At 31.9% G+C, this 17,951-nt stretch carries 12 protein-coding genes; 4 read left to right on the top strand and 8 right to left on the bottom strand.

What is annotated here, in order from left to right; translation table 11 throughout:
- Positions 1-44 precede the first annotated feature (44 nt).
- On the bottom strand, positions 45-2,813 hold the full coding sequence (locus QM536_02995; GenBank protein MDI9355976.1) for a TonB-dependent receptor: 2,769 nt from the start codon (positions 2,811-2,813) through the stop codon (positions 45-47).
- Positions 2,814-3,597: 784 nt separating this feature from the next.
- Here QM536_02995 and QM536_02990 point away from each other — a divergent pair.
- The 3 genes from QM536_02990 (at position 3,598) to QM536_02980 (ending at position 7,130) form a co-directional block, all read left to right on the top strand.
- A complete protein-coding gene (locus QM536_02990) occupies positions 3,598-4,971 on the top strand; it encodes a hypothetical protein (GenBank protein ID MDI9355975.1) in 1,374 nt (457 codons plus the stop codon).
- A 53-nt stretch (positions 4,972-5,024) separates the two neighbouring features.
- Complete coding sequence (locus QM536_02985) at positions 5,025-6,062, top strand: rod shape-determining protein (protein MDI9355974.1); 1,038 nt, start codon at positions 5,025-5,027, stop codon at positions 6,060-6,062.
- Positions 6,063-6,131: 69 nt separating this feature from the next.
- Complete coding sequence (locus QM536_02980) at positions 6,132-7,130, top strand: bifunctional ADP-heptose synthase (GenBank protein ID MDI9355973.1); 999 nt, start codon at positions 6,132-6,134, stop codon at positions 7,128-7,130.
- Between the two features lie 93 nt (positions 7,131-7,223).
- Here QM536_02980 and QM536_02975 read toward each other — a convergent pair whose 3' ends face one another.
- The 4 genes from QM536_02975 to QM536_02960 all read right to left on the bottom strand — a co-directional run bounded on the left by QM536_02975 (position 7,224) and on the right by QM536_02960 (position 13,961).
- On the bottom strand, positions 7,224-9,659 hold the full coding sequence (locus tag QM536_02975) for a hypothetical protein (protein MDI9355972.1): 2,436 nt from the start codon (positions 9,657-9,659) through the stop codon (positions 7,224-7,226).
- A 19-nt stretch (positions 9,660-9,678) separates the two neighbouring features.
- Positions 9,679-11,667, bottom strand: coding sequence for a BatA domain-containing protein (locus tag QM536_02970; GenBank protein ID MDI9355971.1), 1,989 nt, complete (start codon positions 11,665-11,667; stop codon positions 9,679-9,681).
- Positions 11,668-12,069: 402 nt separating this feature from the next.
- Positions 12,070-13,371, bottom strand: a complete 1,302-nt coding sequence (gene murF / locus QM536_02965) for a UDP-N-acetylmuramoyl-tripeptide--D-alanyl-D-alanine ligase (protein MDI9355970.1) — start codon at positions 13,369-13,371, stop codon at positions 12,070-12,072.
- A gap of 29 nt (positions 13,372-13,400) precedes the next feature.
- Entirely contained in the window at positions 13,401-13,961 is a 561-nt protein-coding gene (locus QM536_02960; protein MDI9355969.1) for a hypothetical protein, read from the bottom strand.
- Positions 13,962-14,140: 179 nt separating this feature from the next.
- Here QM536_02960 and QM536_02955 point away from each other — a divergent pair, with 179 nt between their 5' ends.
- Positions 14,141-15,352 (top strand): nucleoside permease, encoded by a 1,212-nt coding sequence (locus tag QM536_02955; protein ID MDI9355968.1) that lies wholly within the window; start codon positions 14,141-14,143, stop codon positions 15,350-15,352.
- A gap of 113 nt (positions 15,353-15,465) precedes the next feature.
- Here QM536_02955 and hutG read toward each other — a convergent pair whose 3' ends face one another.
- The 3 genes from hutG to QM536_02940 are packed head-to-tail and all read right to left on the bottom strand — an operon-like array spanning position 15,466 to position 17,768.
- The gene (hutG, locus tag QM536_02950; GenBank protein ID MDI9355967.1) at positions 15,466-16,443 is read right to left on the bottom strand and encodes a formimidoylglutamase; all 978 of its coding nucleotides are present in this window, start codon (positions 16,441-16,443) and stop codon (positions 15,466-15,468) included.
- Positions 16,444-16,449: 6 nt separating this feature from the next.
- Complete coding sequence (gene surE / locus QM536_02945; GenBank protein MDI9355966.1) at positions 16,450-17,226, bottom strand: 5'/3'-nucleotidase SurE; 777 nt, start codon at positions 17,224-17,226, stop codon at positions 16,450-16,452.
- A gap of 23 nt (positions 17,227-17,249) precedes the next feature.
- Entirely contained in the window at positions 17,250-17,768 is a 519-nt protein-coding gene (locus QM536_02940; protein MDI9355965.1) for a hypothetical protein, read from the bottom strand.
- Positions 17,769-17,951: the final 183 nt, after the last annotated feature.

The following is a 17,951-nucleotide window of genomic DNA, read 5'->3' as shown; positions in this document are numbered from 1 at the left end:
ATTGCTACACTCCTATTTTTTATCTAAATAACAGTAAAAAAAATCTAAAATTTATAAACTACCTGTGCTTGGAAGGTAGTTCCTAATTGGCTAAAATGTGAACCATCGTAAGTGGTAACGGGGTATCTCCCATTAAAAGTAATATCATTTACAAGTTTGTTTTTTATGGTACCGTCATTAAGAGCTGCTTTCCCAACATCAGTAAGACCTACTAATTCATACTTGGGTAGGACATTAAGTAGGTTTTGGACAGTGAAAGAAGCACTCAATTTGCTGGTAAATTGAAACATAAACCCTAAATCGGTGACTACTCTTGGTTGAAATTGAGTTTCTATATCTGTAATATACTTTCCTAGATCTGCGTTTCTGAATTTTACAGGTCCAAAAAGAGTATTATTGAGGTTGATACTGAATTTCTTTATTGTCCAATCTAATCCTAATATAAACTTATACTGAGGTCTGCTGGTAAAGGTAAGTGCTTCTACCGTAGCATTACTGATACTTGCAGATTTTCCGTTTATATCTTTTTGAGATTTGATTTTTTCAGGGGTTGCTGCCTCTTCGTTTAATTTATTTTCTATGAGGTAGTTTCCTGCAAAATTTATTCCCAATTTAGTAGAACCTAAAGATATATTTTTATAACTTGCTACTATATCTACTCCCTGTGTGGTGGTATTATATCCGTTCACAAAAAAACTTATGCCCGAAGTCCCTGCTTGGTTTAATAAAGTTGCAAGTGCTGATGCATCTCCTGGATTTTGAATCTGTGCACTGTATAAAATTCTATCCGTAATCGTAATATAATAATAGTCTAAGGTAATGGAAAAATCTCTATTAGGGTTGATTCCTACTCCTCCCGTGAGATTCAAAGATTGTTCGGGCTTGAGTTTTGGAATTCCTAATATTGATGCTTCTCTACTATAGTTATTTGCTAAACCTGTGATAACTATATCGCTTCCTTGAAAAGATGCTTGGTTCAGAGAAAGATTAAATTGGTGAAGAGTGGGTGCTCTAAATCCCGTAGAAACAGAACCTCTGAGAGTTAATACATTGGCTATTTTGTATCGGGCATTAGCACGCCAAACAAAAGCAGAACCAAAGTCGCTATAATTCTCTATTCTTGCTGTTCCGCCTAATAATAAATCCTTTGTAATATCCCAAGTAAGGTCTACGTATGCTCCTATGTTATAACGCGATGCTTTGATGGCGTTTCTTTTATTAAAACCAGGGAATGAATTAGAACCTTGTCCATTATAAGATGATTCGTCTCCTTCTATTATTTGATACGTTTCTGTTCTTAACTCAGAGCCAAATCCTATATGAAGGTTAGAAACTATATTTTTAGAAATATCTATATTACCTACTATATGGTCAAAAGCAAATCCTCCTGGTTTGAAAGATACGGGGCTTTTTTCTCTTAGATCATGGTTTACAGTGTTATTTACGGTAAATAACATTCTATTGCCACCTACGGTAAAACTAATATCATGCTTCCATCCATTTTTCAGGGTTTTGATACCTAATGTTCCATTATAATCATTCAGATCCCCTTCAAAAGTAGGATGATATCCTTCATAACCATTATAAATAGCATTAGCATCCCCTGTATAATTGGTAGGGTCAGATACTCTATCGCTTAATAACCCATAATCTTTTTTCCAATAAGGAACACGGTAGTTTGCATGGCTAATTGCTTTTCTATAGACGTATGCTGCATTAAAATAGACATCTGTTTTTTCTCCTAAAGGTATGCCTCCATTTACTAAAAATTTAGCAGAAGTGTTATCAGGTTGTTCATTTCTATTACGTCCATCGGGATATTTTGCTAAAAATTTCTTAATAAGAGCTGTTGTTGCGGGTGTGTCATCTCCAAATCCGTTAGAACTTGCTTCATAATTTGCATCTACTGTTCCTGGTCTATTAGAAGATGTTTGTTTGGTAAAAGAAATATGATAATTAAAATATCCTTTATTTCCAAAATTAGCACCGCTGTTGAGATTTACACCTAATAAAGCACCATCTCCTTGATGAGTGAGTCCCATATTAAGTTTTACATCACTGTATTCAAATTTATCTTTGAGTATGATATTCATAACACCTGCAATAGCATCAGAACCATACTGAGCAGATGCTCCATCTCTTAAAATTTCTACCCTTGCGATAGCATCAGAAGGGATAGCCGAAAGGTCTGCGCCTGTCTCACCTCTTCCAGGGGATGTTTGAGTATATACCAAAGAACTTAAATTTTTCCTTTTCCCATTAATAAGGATAAGGGTTCTACTTGGACCAAGGTTTCTTATCTCATAAGGATCTAAAAGAGAAGTTGCATCGTTTACCGGAGTATTTACGGTATTAAAAGATGGTATTCTATATTGGAGTGCCCTATCAAAGGAAACTTGTCCTGTAGTTTGCATCTCTTGAAACGTAATATTATCTATTGGTAGAGGGGTATCGGTAATTGTTCTTTCTGCACCACGACCGGTAGAAACTACTATTTCATCTAACTGACTCGTTGATGCCTCTAATTTTATTTCTAAATAATTAGATGCAGGAACAGCCACCTCCTGAGATGTATAAGATATATACGAAAATACTAATATAGGGTTTTCAATGGAACTTGCTATTTCTAACCTAAAATTTCCATCTAAATCTGTAGTAGTACCGACGCTTGTACCTTGAACTATAATATTAACAGCAGGGATAGGGCTACCGTCACCAGCATCCTGAACCTTTCCTGTTACTACTCTTTGTGCAATTCCATTGAAAGAAATACAAAAGAGCATTACTAAACATAAAAGTAAATTGTTTTTCATTATAATTTTAATTAAGTAAATAATAATTTATATAGTACTAAAAAATGCAATTAAAACTCTTTTTCTTTTTTTTTATTTTTTACACAAAATAAAAATGTTTTTTTATCATTTTCAAACCAAAAAACACTTATTTTATAAAAATAAAATATAAAATCTTCTTTTCTCAGATTTTATAGTAGATAAAGAACACCACAAAAGGCACTTTTGATAGATCTGTATTTTGTAACTCTTTGGTTATCAATAGATTTTAAAATTCAATATTGATTTATGTAAAAAAGATTCAAGTTTTTTATGAAAAAATAGGATATTTTTTCTATTGGGAAGTGATAACCCAAAATGGAGTCATTTAAATAGAAAAAGTTCTATTTTATTTTGTAGTGCTTTGTGGAGCTTTATGAAATAGTTTTTTTATTTTTACAATTTCACAAAAGATACAAAGAATACATAAAAACCCAAAAAAAAGATAGAGGGTCTCGTTGTCTCTGTTATGATGCTTCTCTTTTCTAAGGATAAAAGCGGTATATTTGTTTTCTAAATTTCTACTTTATTCATATTCTATTTTAATATGAAAAAATATATAACATTATGTTTTAAATAGTTAAAAACACATATTGTAAGCAATAAAAAACATAGAAAAATGAAAACAGAATGTAAAAAATGCGAAAAATTTATTTTTTGTGTTAAAATTATGAAAAAGAGTAAAGTATTTTCGTATATTCTTTCCATTTCAAAATAATAAAAATAATTTTTTAGAACTCAACCAAATACATTATAATTAATATTAATGAAACAAAAAAAATATATTGTATATATACTTATAATATTGTTATTTAATTCCTGCTTAAATAATAACGAAGGAGCAGATACCAAAGATGTTTTTATAAAATATTATACAACCCATAAAAAATGTAAGGCGGTAGATTTCATAATTTCCCAAGACAATAAATATATTTTATTGGGAACGACTACTGAAGAATCATCTGGTAAAGCACTCGAAGGAATATTATTAATAATTACAAATGATGATGGGAATGAAGTATCTGGTACAGTTCTTTACCATAAAAAAGAAGAAAGGAGCAACAATTCTAGAGATTCTAAAGATGTTCCTTCTAAAATAATAGAAACCAAAGACAAAAAAGGATATATAATACTTTCTCATATACAATATAATGAAGATGAAAGCAGCATAGTTATTTGGAAACTTGATAAGAACTTCAAAGAAGAAAATATTATTGAAATAACAACGGGACAAAGCACACAACAAGGAACTCCCATCAAAGATATAGCAACGGATATTATAGAAACAGAAACACCAAACGAATTTATTATTACAGGTTATACAAATAATATAGTAGCCCAAAAAGAATATAATAACAACGAAGATTTTGAAGATGTATTAGAAATCGTATTGAACATAAAAGGAACAAACAGTGTTAATAAATATGATACGTCTCAATATAAAGTAGACATCACATGGAGAGGTGAAGGAAAAGAAGATAAAGCAATATCTACTATTTATAAAAAAAATGGTAGAATACTTGTTTTTGGAAATACAAAAAGTTACAGAAACGTTAACAGTAATTCAAATATCTTTTATTATGATGTTATTGCAAAAAACAATCCTTCCATCGGAAGATATATTTTTGAAACGGGAGCTAATGCACAAATGAATAGTGTTTATGAAATAGCAGAAAATAATTATCTTATATTTGGGAATATAGACACTACGGGTAAAACATCCAAAATACCATTCATTTTAAGTACTCAAACGGGAATATTTACAATTATAAACACTTTTAAAGGAAATGGGTACTTTGAAATAAAAAGTACTTTAAAAACACTCGATGAGAATTATATACTTGCAGGAAATTATACAACCCCTTCTCAAAGTAATGAGAAAAAACAGATGAGTTTTTTTAAAGTAGACCCTATGGGAAATGTTCATGTATCTTTTATATCCTATACAAATGAAGCAACAACAAATAAAATAGTAGCAACCCCAAAATTTTTATTTGGAAATGAAGGGGAAGATGAATTTACAAAGGTTAAAGAAACGCATGACCAAAAGATATTATTATTAGGAACATTTGACTATGGGAATGAAAATACCATAATAGTGCTTATAAAAACAAACCGTTACGGAGATTTTATAAAATAAACATGAAAACATATAAATTTTTTATTCAATATAATAAAAACAACTAAGAGAATATGGGATTATTTGATTTTTTTACCAGTAATATCGCAATAGATTTAGGAACTGCGAATACTCTTATAATGCATAAAAACATTATTGTAGTAGATGAGCCTTCCATTATCGCAATAGATAAAAACACCAACACACTTATAACTGTTGGAAAAGCAGCAATGCTCATGCATGAGAAAACTCATGACAACATTAAAACTATAAGACCTTTAAAAGACGGAGTAATAGCTGATTTTTATGCAGCAGAACTCATGATAAGAGGAATGATAAAACTTATTTACAAAGGAAATGATCCTTTCTTTTCTTTATTTCATAATCATAAAATGGCTATCTGTATCCCATCAGGTATTACTGAAGTGGAAAAACGTGCTGTAAGAGATTCTGCAGAACGCGCTGGCGCTAAAGAAGTATATATGATACATGAACCCATCGCCGCAGCAATAGGTATTGGAATAGAAATAGATCAACCCATAGGAAACATGATAGTAGATATTGGAGGTGGAACATCGGAAATAGCTGTTATAGCTCTCTCAGGAATTGTCTGCGACCAGTCCATACGAATAGCAGGCGACGCTATGAACAAAGATATTTTAGATTATGTAAGAAGGCAACATAACCTACTCATAGGGGAAAAAACCGCAGAAAAAATAAAAACAGAAATAGGATCTGCCATAGCAGAACTAACAGAAAACATACCACCTGACTATGAAGTAAGAGGACGAGATTTAATGACAGGAATCCCTAAAGTAATAAAAATGTCTTATACCGAAGCCGCATTCGCATTAGATAAGTCCGTAACAAAAATAGAAGAAGCCATCATAAAAGCATTAGAAATGTCTCCACCCGAACTCTCATCGGATATATACGAAAGAGGTATATATCTCACCGGAGGAGGAGCTTTGTTAAGAGGACTAGATAAAAGAATAGCCAATAAAACAAAATTAAAAGTTATGGTTGCAGACGATCCTTTAAGGGCAGTAGTAAGAGGGACAGGGGAAGCCATCAAAAATTTTTCTAAATATAAAAGTATTTTTGTAAATTAATATATTGAATCAGTGATTTTATTAACTAAAATACCATAATAATTTCATAATCTAAATCCAACCTCATACATGCAAAGCTTAGAATACTTATTCCAAAAAATAGGTCAACTAAAAGTACTTATCATAGGGGATGTAATGCTGGATTCATATATTTATGGTACCATAACACGCATATCACCCGAAGCACCCATTCCCATAGTAAATATCACACATGAAGAAAAAAGATTAGGTGGCGCAGCAAACGTAGCATTTAATATACAAGCTCTAGGGGCTACCCCCCTTCTTTGTGGTTTTGTAGGAAAAGATGAAGCAGGCAACTCTTTTCTTAATATTCTAAAAAAAAAAAAAATAAATAATACCTTTATTATCACAAGTAATAAAAGACCCACTACCATAAAAACCAGAATAATATCTTCTTCTCAACACGTACTCAGAATGGATAGCGAAACAGATAATCTATTAGATAAAGATGAAGAACATTTGCTATTAGAAAAACTAAAAATACTCATACCAATGGCAAATGTTATAATTTTTCAGGACTATGATAAAGGTGTTTTAAATCAAAAAATAATAGAATACGTTATCACAGAAGCAGAAAAAAGAAATATCCCCGTAACCGCCGATCCTAAAAATAGAAACTTTTCTTTCTACAAAAAAATTACCCTATTCAAACCCAACCTCAAAGAAATGAAAGAAGGATTGGGAATAAAATTTGATGCGAAAAATCTTTTTGATTTAGAAAAACACACAAGAACGCTTCTCGAAAAAATGCAAATAAAAAAAGCTATGATCACTCTCTCTGAGAATGGAATTTGCATTTGTGATAAACATAATTTTTACCATTACCCCGCACACCTCAGAAAAATATCTGACGTATCAGGAGCAGGTGATACTGTGATTAGTATTGCATCCTTATGTGAAGCTCTCTCAATAAATATGAAAACAACAGCACAATTATCTAATTTAGGTGGAGGACTAGTTTGCGAATCTCCAGGGGTAGTTCCCGTAGAAAAACAAAAATTTATAGAAGAAATAGAAAAACAAAATTTTACAACCAACTTATTTTAAATAAAGTACAGGATAACCTCACCAAAAAATAATTATTCTGTAATCATCCTATTTTTGTAACTATTTAGATACTACAGTTAATTTTTAGATTTTTTATTTCAAAAACTCATATTCATACACTTTCGGTTCTATTTTTTTTGCAAGCTGTTTTAATGTTTCTCTCAGTTCGCCGATTAACTTCGTATAGGTCTCGTCATCACTCTTACTATTCATTTTGCCTGCTCCATTTCTTTTTTGAAAATGTTCTCTTATATCATACAGAGAGACATTTACATTACAATTGGGTTGCGTATGATAGTATTTCCAAAGCTCTCTCCCCGCATCAAAAACCGCTTTTGCCTCTTGCGAAAAGACAAGTGGTGTTTTCCGGTGACTTGGAGAATCTAACAAACTCCCATTTGTTTCTGCTTTGCATGTACCACTGATGAACTTACTCATAAAATTACTTTCAAATTTCTCTTGAGCATTTACTTCTTGTTCGGTAAAGGGTATCCAATTATTTATTCCTTCTTTTGAACTTATTTTATTTTGTCCATGGAATAAAATAAAAGCCAAACAATCATTTTGAAATTCTGTATCCTTTTCCCAACCATCATTTGGATATAAAAATTGGTCGCGATCGTTGAGCCAAGTAGCTTTTATACAATGGCGAATGGAAACGTAAATAGCAAATGGAATTAGGTTTTCGTGGGTTATACTATATTTTGTTGCATTATTTGATACTCCATTTTTATTGATTTTGTATTTATTACTTATTAATAAATAAATATTATTTTGAAAATCAGGTCCATTGTTACCCGTATAACCAATTACTTCATTTTTGTTTTTTAATCCATATTTATTTATCCATTCTGTAATTCTTTTCGTTTTTTCTATAACAAAATTTTTCCTGCCAATATGTTTACCTTCCTTATTGTAAACATCTGTTTGCATCTGTTTAAAGTCAAGAGGTGTTTCTAAATGCCAAATTACAAATCCGATAGGAAAACCACCGTATACATTATCAAAAGTAATAGCAGGAACTATAAACCCTTTTTTGAATACGGGTTTGAAAACCATTCTAAATTTATCAAAACCATCACCATTTATATATTTTAAAGTACTGAAAGATGCTAATATACAATTAGGAATTTCTCTATAAACACGAATAAAAAATTGGGCATATAACTCTCTAATAGCTAAACCTAATTTATCTTTATATTTTTCCCAGATCTTACTTTGTGTAGCCACACTTGTTTTATTTTTTCTTTTGTCGGTTACAGATACATTTCCCGCCTCCGCATACGGCGGATTAATATATATAACCAATTTTTTACGCTTTTCAGGGTCGTTAATAATGTTTTGCAAGGGATCGGGAAGCTTACTAAAATCATCATTCAAAAAATCAAACTGAAACACATGCTTAGAGAGTAAATTTGCTCCATTAATAATTCTATCGTGCATCACATCTACATCTTGTTTATCCAAAGTAGAAGCCCAAATATTATACTTGTTGGTCAATCCTGTAAGTAAATTGCCCGTGCCTGCGGCACAATCCCAAATATAATACTCATCCTGCCAATTTACACCTAAAACATCTGCCAAATACTTTTGAGAGAGTTCTACCCAGATTTGTGGGGTGTAGAAACTTCCTTTTCTTTCCCGAACATCTTGGGGAACGAGCAAATCCCTTCGTTTTACAATATAATCCCGATATTCTTCTTTGGGAGGACGCTCATATTTATTCCAAAACTGCGTATGAGCTACTTGTTTGTCTGTAAAATTTGTCCTTGTGCTATTAAACATTCCTGCTTCGTTAATTTTTCTTTCTAATATATAATGGTTCTGTTCCAATAAAACAAACAATTTTTCTTTCAAGGTAATATTATCCTCCGAAATAAGGTCGGCAAGGTAAAAGTCCCCATCAATAATCCCGTGCTTTTTAGCAATTTCCCAATTTGCAGCAATGGTTGGCTTGACTGTTTGAAGCCATTTGTTATAAATAATCATAAAATTATTCTTATCAATTCGGGTTTTAGTAAGATGAGAAAGCCCCACAAAGAAATTATCTTTGATAAATTTCTTGAGTTCTTTATCATCGTTGAGGAAATAAAACAGAAGGGCTTTTTCATCAATAATTCCCTTTACTCTTTGATAAATGAGTTTAAATTCTCTTGTTTCATGATTGGAAGGTGCTACATTCCAATTAAAATCATTGATGTAAAAAACCTCATGTATATCGCTATAAGGAATAAAGGCAATTTTTTCTCCGTCAAATGCTCCTAACATGTGAGGAGGTAAATACTTATCAAAAGTTCTTGCTTTTCCAATGGTTAAAACGAGTTGGACGATGGACTTGTAAATATCAGACGAACCCTTTTTTGCTTCCGCCCACAAGAATGATTCTGTTTCAAATAATCCTTTTTGACTCTCATTCCTACGAACGCAAAAATCTACATTCCCAATTATTTCACGGTAATTATATAACAAAAAATAATCATTACCTACTGTGTTTTTTAGTTCTTCTTCTTTTATATTTTGATATTTCATAATGTAATTACGTTTTATTTTACAAAAGATATTTCAAAGACATTATTTCTAAAAAGATACACAGCAGAGCAATTATAATACAATACTGCCAAAGTTCCGTTCCCTGCCTTGCCGTATCCAAATCTTCCGAAAACCTTTCGGGAGAATCTTCATAAAAAAACTGTTTATATTTGATATTTTGAAAAGCAGAGACAAGCGTTTCTTCTGTAGTTTCTACAAATAAAGATTCCGCTTTACTGATATTGAAAGAGAAAGATCCCACTATTTTTGTATCTTCCAAAAGGTCGTAATTACCTGGTTTTATAAGCAATTTGGGTATATCAAAATAAATTTTATTGCCATCTATTCTCTGATTGGGAATGATTATATTATCATTATTTTTGAATTTATAATGTTTATCCAAAACAAGAGAATCTTTATAATAAGAGCATTGATTCTCTTCTATTCTGTAAGAAAGATTCTGATTTGTTTTTTTACTTCTAAAAGCAATTTTATAAAAAACCGGGACAAACAGAGCGTGGTTCATTAACTGATTATATTTTTCTTGAAAGGGAGTAGTAAAAAGGTAGAGATTGTCATTGACTTGGGTTAAAAAAGAATCTCCTGACTTACAGGCAAGGAGTGTTTTCCCTTTTTGTAAAAAAACAAAGAATGGATACACTTGCGGAAAAGATGTAATCTCTGCACTTGCCGTCTCCACTATATCTCTAAAAAAAGGAATGGAAAAATCGGGTTTTGATAACTCTATGAGTTCCATGAGAGCATTATTTTTTTTGAGGTCAAAGATTGTGTTTTTTAAGGACAAAGTATCTGTCCTTTCAGAAGGGATAAAAACAACATTCCCCCCACGTGCCAGAAACGTTTCTATATTTCTAAAAAGCACACTTTCACTGCCTCGCAATTCGTTCAATATAAGCAAGTCCGTTGCTTCCATCTGCGAGTAATCTACTTCATTTTTATGAAATTGCTGAAACTGAAAGAGTTCTCTATTCCCCAACACCTTGTTGATATAATCGGAGGAATTATCATCTCTTATCTCTATAATTTTTATTTTCTCCGTTTTATGTAAGGAAAAATTAAATTCGTTATCAAAGACCATCGGGTAGTCCTCTATCGTAACCTTTCCCTTATTGTATTCGGACAATGGCATATTGAGAGTCAAAATAATATTTTTCTTTGCATTCGGCTCCACATCTATATTGGTTGCCATCACCTGCGTTTCATTGATTATGATTTTTACAGGCACGTTAAACTGTGGCTCGCTCCCCGAATACCCAAATGTAATAACCAATTTATTGCTGTAATTATCAAATAAGTAAGGGTTTTCCAAGAAAAGCGAATCTACAAAAATATTACTCTTTCCCGCAGGCGTAGATTTGATAAAAAAATACCTATTTATAGTATCCTTCTTTTCGTTATTTCCAAACGCCTGCTGAAAATCTGATAGCAAATAAATGTCTTTTGGCAAGGCATCAACTCTCTGCAAAAGTTTTTGCATCACCTCCCCATAATTCCTTTCTATAAAAGCATATGGTATCTTGTTCACGGTTTCTAAAGCATTTTTTTTATTTTGAGAATATTCCGATGCGGAATGGAATTCATTTGTAAGGATTTTGAATTGCGTGGCATCGGGATATTTTTTAATAATTTGCTCCGCAATGGCAAGCGAATTGTCTAACATAGCAATGTCCTGTGCCGTAGGGACGCTCATACTCAAAGAATTATCTATATAAAGAAGTACGGAGTTATGGAACAAGACGTCTTTATGAATGGGGATGAAGGGCTGTGTAAAGGCAGAGATGAGAAAGAAGAGTGTCAGTACTCGCAAGAAGAGGGTTATGAAATGCTTAATCTTTAATCTTTGAGAACTCTTGGTGCTTATGTTTTTCAAGAAATCTACTTGGGAAAAATATATCTTTTTTGCCTTTCGCATGTGAAAAAGATGGATAATGATTGGTATTGAAATGGCAAAAAGTGCAAAAAATATCTGCGGATAGAGAAACTGCATAGTTTTATGAGTAAGTGAATGTATTATGTATTTCTAAAAGAAAATAAGTATAATACATTTTTTATAAAAAATAACCCATTTACGCATTACTATCTTTTATTTTTGCTCTCTTGCTTTGCAGTTTTCTTTAAATGTGTAGTTATATAGTATCATAAAAAAATTACAACGGAAAGGAGTAGAAATGCACTGAATTCTGTAGCAGTTAATTCTACTTTTCATGTTTCTTTATAACCCCAAAGACACAAGGACGCAAAGGAAAATCGTTTTTTTAGAATCATCTCATCATTTTTTGAAAAGAGAAGTTTCACTAATTTACAACGCTGATTTAACAAAAATAAAAATAAGGTATGAAATTTTTATTATATTTTTCTACTTTTAGGATTTGAATTTTTAGAACCCTCTCTAAAGAAATTCCATTACTTTTTCTAATTCCATCCCGCGAGATGCTTTTATGAGAAAAAATGTATGTTGAAACTTTGTTTGTGATAAGAATGTTTGAAGTGCTTCTCTGCTTTCAAAATAATGACTCTTTTTCATTTGGTCTGAGGCGTGTTTCATATTTTTACCACAGAATAAAACGGTAATATTAGGTCTTTTTCCTATAAGATTCTGAAGCAGTTTTCCTATATTTTTATGTGCTTTCTGGGTATGTTCGCCCAGTTCAAACATATCACCTATTATATATACTTTTTTTGATGCTTCTATGGTCTTAAAATGAGAAAGAGCGGATTTCATAGAGTCGGGATTAGCATTATAAGCGTCTAATATAATGGTATTGGTGCCTTTTTGGATTACTTGTGAGCGATTATTTTCAAAAACAAAGTTCTTGAGAGCCTTTTCTATTTTTTCTCGGTCCACTTTCTCTAAATAACCAAACATAACAGCAATGGCAATATTATCCAGGTTATATTTTCCAAAGATATGAGTGGTAAAGGATTTTGTTCCTTCTATTTTAAGTACCAAAAACTGTGTCTTGCCTACAATTTTTATCTGCGGAAAACAATGTTTTGTCGGGAAAAGATACTTATGAGGATATGACTCATAGAAATTGCAAAGTTTTGTTTCTTTTTCGTTTATGAAAATGAATCTATTTTTGCTTATTACGTATTCATAGAGAGCTCTTTTTTCCTCAAAAACTCCTTCTATACTTCCCAATTGCTCCAAATGAGCGTGGGATATATTGGTAATAACGCCATCATCGGGGTCAGCTATTCTACAAAGTTCTGCTATATCTCCTGGTTTATTGGCACCCATTTCTATGACAGCTCTTTCGTGTTTGGGTTTCAATTGTAAAAGAGTAAGGGGGACTCCTATGTGATTGTTGAGATTTCCTTGTGTGGATAGGACGGAATATTTTTGAGAAAGAACGGCAGTTATAAGGTTTTTAGTGGTAGTTTTGCCATTTGAACCCGTAATGGCAATGACTCTTTTTCCCCATTTTTTTCTATGAATATGAGCAATATCTTGAAGGGTTTTCAAAGCATTTTCTACTAAAATATATCTTTCATCTTTTTGAAATTTGGCATCATCTATTATGCAATAGGATGCTCCTTTTTGAATAGCTTCTTCGGCAAAGGTATTACCATTAAAATTTTTTCCACTCAAACAAAAAAATAAAGAACCTTTTTGAAGAGTTCTTGTATCCGTGCTTATCCCCGTAGATGCTAAAAAAACATCATATATTGTTTGTGGTGTATGTATCATGGTTGAAACTTTTTATGTATTATAATAGGTTAACTTGTTTGCAAAAGAGGGATTTTTTTCTGAGCAAAAGAAAAACTTCCAAAGAGAACAGAAGAATATAATAGGTCACTTGTAAAAGTTGCCCAAAGAAATGGAATGGCTGCTATGTAACATTCTATTAATCCGAGTAAAGTTTTTGCATACATACCGCTCCCTACCCATACTCCAAAGTTAGAAACGAAGAAAAATAAAAACGTAGCGAGCAATGAACCTCCTAGAACACGCACTACATTTATTTTTTGAAATAGAAAAGCTGCTATAAAAATAATAAGTATATAGGCTATATATTGCCAATAGAAGCCGTCGTAGAAAAGTGTAAAAGTATTATTTTGCCCGTAGATAACATTGTTCATATAGATATCGCTTGCCCAAATAGCAAAGAGAGGAACAAAATATGCCTGCCATTTTTTTTCAAAATAAGCCGAACCAAATAAACAAACTGCTCCCACAGGTGTAAAATTCCATATATGTGGTACTATACGACTGCACATAACGAGAATTATACAGGTAGTTATTATTCCAAAACGAATATTAATTTTTTGATGTACCATTGTTTTTTATGAATTATTGTATGATTAAAAAATTGTTTTTATGTAATTTTATATAAATACATTTAATTTGATATTTTTAGTATGTTTTTAAATTTTATTTCAAAAAAATAATAAAAATCAAACAAATTTTTTCTTCTGCCAAAAGTATTTTTTAAGTATACACAACTTACACAATTATTATGAATAGTATAACAAATTTTAGATTAATGGTGATGATGTTTCTCCAGTATTTTATTTGGGGAGCGTGGTATGTAACAATGGGGACATACATGCGAGATCATCTAAGTTCTACGGGAGATCAAATTGGTTCTGCTTATATGTCTTTAGCTATAGCCACAATGATTTCTCCTTTTTTTATAGGGATGGTAGCTGATAGATTTTTTGCAGCACAAAAGTTAATGGGCATACTCCATATATTTGGAGGAATATTATTATTTTTAGCAACGCGTATTACGGATAACGATAGTTTTTATTGGGTAATATTATTGTATTCATTGATGTATACACCTACCATTGCCCTTTCTAATAGTGTGGCGTTCTATCAAATGTCTGATGCGGGAAAGCAATTTCCTTGGATACGTGTCTTTGGAACTATAGGTTGGATAGCCGCAGGAATATCTATAGACCAATTAGGGATAGGAAGTGGTAATGGTACTTTTACAATGGCATCTATGGCTTCCATTTTTTTAGGAATCTATAGTTTTGTGCTACCCAATACTCCTCCTCAATATGATAAAGAAGCGTCTCTTTCCAAATCAATAGGATTAGAAGGACTTGTTTTATTGAAAGATAAGGCATATCTTGTGTTTTTTATAGTAGCCATTTTGATATGTATTCCTCTTTCTTTTTATTATGGCTTTGCGAATACATTTTTGACAGAAGTTGGTTTAGAAAATGCTACCTCTAAAATGACAATAGGACAGGTCTCTGAGGCAGTTTTTATTGTAGCAATTCCTTTTTTATTCCATACCATAGGAGTTAAGAAAATGTTAGTATTAGGAATCGGAGCATGGGTTCTCAGATATGTATGTTTTGCTTATGGAAATACAACGGACTTTATATGGATGCTGTATGCGGGAATTATTCTGCATGGTATTTGTTATGATTTCTTTTTTGTAACCGGATATATGTATACAGAGCAAAAAGCGGGAGAAAAAATAAAAAATGCCGCACAAGGACTCTTTACTTTTGCTACTTATGGCTTAGGAATGGTCATCGGAACAAAATTATCAGGAATAACAGTAGATGCTTATACTACAAAAACTTTAGATGGGGCAGGAAATATTACCAATTCTATCATACATTGGGATTCTGTGTGGTTTATTCCGGCGGGAATAGGATTGGTAGTTTTGATGGGATTTATGATTTTTTTTCAAGAGAAGAAAAAGTAGTAAAGATATATTTTATGTTTTCTTTGTGACTTTTGTGTAACAATAAAAATAAAAACATATACCACAAAGTTCACAAAGAAAGCACAAAGTTATGCAAAATTAGATCGGATATGTTATAAAACAGAGCTGTTAATTATATCAAATAAAAAGGTGCTGGATAATCTTGCTGTTCTATTATCTATATCGAATTCGGGATTGAGCTCTGCAATATCTACACTGATTACTTTTTTTGTTTTTAGAACAGTTTTTATTATTTCTGATACTATGTGAGGATATAATCCTTGCACACAAGGGGCACTTACTCCCGGTGCAAAAGCAGAATCTATGGAGTCCATATCTATGGATAGATAGACGGCTTCGAATGGAGTAAGAGTTTCTTGGATATATTGCTGTATATTTTGAATGCTCATATTGAGTAAAGTTTGAGCTTCTAAAAAAGTGACTTCTTTATTTTTCACTTCTTGAAAAAGAGCTTTTGTATTAGCAAATCGTTGAATACCGAAGCAGTAATAGTGAAAATCTTCTTTTTTATTTTTCAAAAAATCGGATATTTGTAAGAATGAGGTTCCTGATGTGGGAGTGTTAGGGTCTTTTCTCATATCAAAATGAGCATCTATATTGAGTATAGCTAATTTTTTTCTTTTAATATGTGGATATATTCCTAAAAAGTTGCCATAAGCTATCTCATGTCCTCCACCGAGAAGTATGGGAAATATATTATTTTTTAAAAGAGTATCTACACAGTTTCCTAATAGTTCTTGACTCTCGGGTAGAATTCCATTATCACAAAATACATTCCCCGCATCAAATATTTTCACATTTGTATCGTAGTGCCAAGCAAGATTAGAAGCAAATTTTCTTATGATATTTGGTGCATGAGATGCTCCTATTCTTCCACGATTTCGACTTACTCCTTCATCACAACAAAACCCTAAAAAAGCTACGTTGGTAATGGCAAAATTAGTACCAGGAAATGATTCTTTATTTTCTATATCTATAAATTGAATACAGTTATGCCATCTGTATCCTAATTCTCCGTCATACACATCATATCTTCCTACCCAAATATTTTTTTCTGTTTTTTTATACATCTTTGTTTAATAATTTAAATCCCATTCTTCGTTTATTTGTTTTATGACGTGATGTGCTGTTAAATCATATTGGCAAGGGACTATAGATACATAGTTATTGATTATAGCCCATTCGTCATTGTCTTCGCCTTTATCATGGTTAACAAAATTTCCTATCATCCAAAAATAGGGCTTCCCATGCGGGTCAAATCTATTTTCAAATACTTCTTCCCAAGATGCATTTGCTTGCCTGCAAATTTTTATTCCTCTTATGGGTTCTTTTTGTTTGGGCGGAATATTAACATTGAGAGCTATTCCTTTGGAAATTCCTTTTTCTAATATTTGTCTTGCTATTAATAAAATAACATCTTCCGTGTGTGATAAATCTGCTTGAGAAGAAAAATCACAAAGAGAAAATCCTACAGATGGTATTCCTTGCATTGCTCCTTCAATAGCGGCTGACATAGTTCCGCTATAAAGAACACTTATAGAAGTATTAGTTCCATGATTTACTCCACTTACGATGAGGTCTATTTTTCTACCTTTTAAAACATAATGCTTTCCCATTTTAACACAATCTGCGGGTGTACCACTACATTTATATGCTTCTATATTTTCAAATATATCTTCTTGTTCTAAACGAAGTGTATTCCCGATTGTTATAGCATGTCCCATACCTGACTGGGGGCTATCGGGAGCTACTACTACTACGTCGCCCAATTGTTTCATCAATTCTATTAATTTTCTAATACCATGACTGGTAATACCATCATCATTGGTTACTAATATAAGTTTTTTTTTCATTTGTAATTGTATGCAAAATTATTTTATTTGTAACATATAACAGATATTATGGTAACATCGACATCTACTCTTCCCCGTTGAATTTTTTCAAGTGATAAACTCCCTTCTATACTATGTAAGTATTTACCGGGAGCAACTTTTTTTTCATAAGATTCGGTATGTTGGTATTCTTTTATATCTATATTGATATCTCTTTCTTTTTCAAATCTATATTCTTGTTCCCCATGATGTAGTATAGTAGAGTAATACTTTATAGCATTTCTATCATTTCCAAGAATTATATACTGTATGTGTATGAGAGAATCGGTTATAATAATACTTGCAGGGGGAGAACAAATAGAGACAAAAGGAGAGAACGGACCACACAGGGGGGCTTCTAATCTATGCCAATCTAATAATAAATTATTTGGATGATTATTAAACCCGAGTAGACCACCCGCCTCTAACTTACTCTCTTTTAAGGTATTTCCAAATACTACACAAGGGTGCTGTGCCTTTACATACAATACAACTCCAAAAAACAATACTAATATTTTTATCATTGTAATCAATATTTAATTAAAAAAATCCATTGTATATTTCAAGAATTATAATTAACTCACATTACGCAAAAGCAAAAATATAATAAAAATTCATACCTTTAACATTTGAGTCCTCCCCGAACGAACGCTCAATTTGATAAGTTTATAACTTTGTAAAATTTGATTATCAATAGTTTTGAAACT

The organism is Chitinophagaceae bacterium (assembly GCA_030053935.1).
Classification (GTDB): Bacteria; Bacteroidota; Bacteroidia; order Cytophagales; family JASGCU01; genus JASGCU01.
Note: the sequence above shows the minus strand (reverse complement) of the source record. Positions and strands in the feature narration are given on the sequence as shown.

What these genes read in the sequence shown, in the direction of transcription:
- QM536_02990 (MDI9355975.1), top strand. Translation starts at nt 3,598, where the DNA reads ATGAAACAAAAAAAATATATTGTATATATACTTATAATATTGTTATTT.
- surE (MDI9355966.1), bottom strand. Translation starts at nt 17,226, where the DNA reads ATGAAAAAAAAACTTATATTAGTAACCAATGATGATGGTATTACCAGT.
- QM536_02995 (MDI9355976.1), bottom strand. Translation starts at nt 2,813, where the DNA reads ATGAAAAACAATTTACTTTTATGTTTAGTAATGCTCTTTTGTATTTCT.
- QM536_02940 (MDI9355965.1), bottom strand. Translation starts at nt 17,768, where the DNA reads ATGATAAAAATATTAGTATTGTTTTTTGGAGTTGTATTGTATGTAAAG.
- QM536_02975 (MDI9355972.1), bottom strand. Translation starts at nt 9,659, where the DNA reads ATGAAATATCAAAATATAAAAGAAGAAGAACTAAAAAACACAGTAGGT.
- QM536_02985 (MDI9355974.1), top strand. Translation starts at nt 5,025, where the DNA reads ATGGGATTATTTGATTTTTTTACCAGTAATATCGCAATAGATTTAGGA.
- QM536_02960 (MDI9355969.1), bottom strand. Translation starts at nt 13,961, where the DNA reads ATGGTACATCAAAAAATTAATATTCGTTTTGGAATAATAACTACCTGT.
- hutG (MDI9355967.1), bottom strand. Translation starts at nt 16,443, where the DNA reads ATGTATAAAAAAACAGAAAAAAATATTTGGGTAGGAAGATATGATGTG.
- QM536_02955 (MDI9355968.1), top strand. Translation starts at nt 14,141, where the DNA reads ATGAATAGTATAACAAATTTTAGATTAATGGTGATGATGTTTCTCCAG.
- QM536_02970 (MDI9355971.1), bottom strand. Translation starts at nt 11,667, where the DNA reads ATGCAGTTTCTCTATCCGCAGATATTTTTTGCACTTTTTGCCATTTCA.
- murF (MDI9355970.1), bottom strand. Translation starts at nt 13,371, where the DNA reads ATGATACATACACCACAAACAATATATGATGTTTTTTTAGCATCTACG.
- QM536_02980 (MDI9355973.1), top strand. Translation starts at nt 6,132, where the DNA reads ATGCAAAGCTTAGAATACTTATTCCAAAAAATAGGTCAACTAAAAGTA.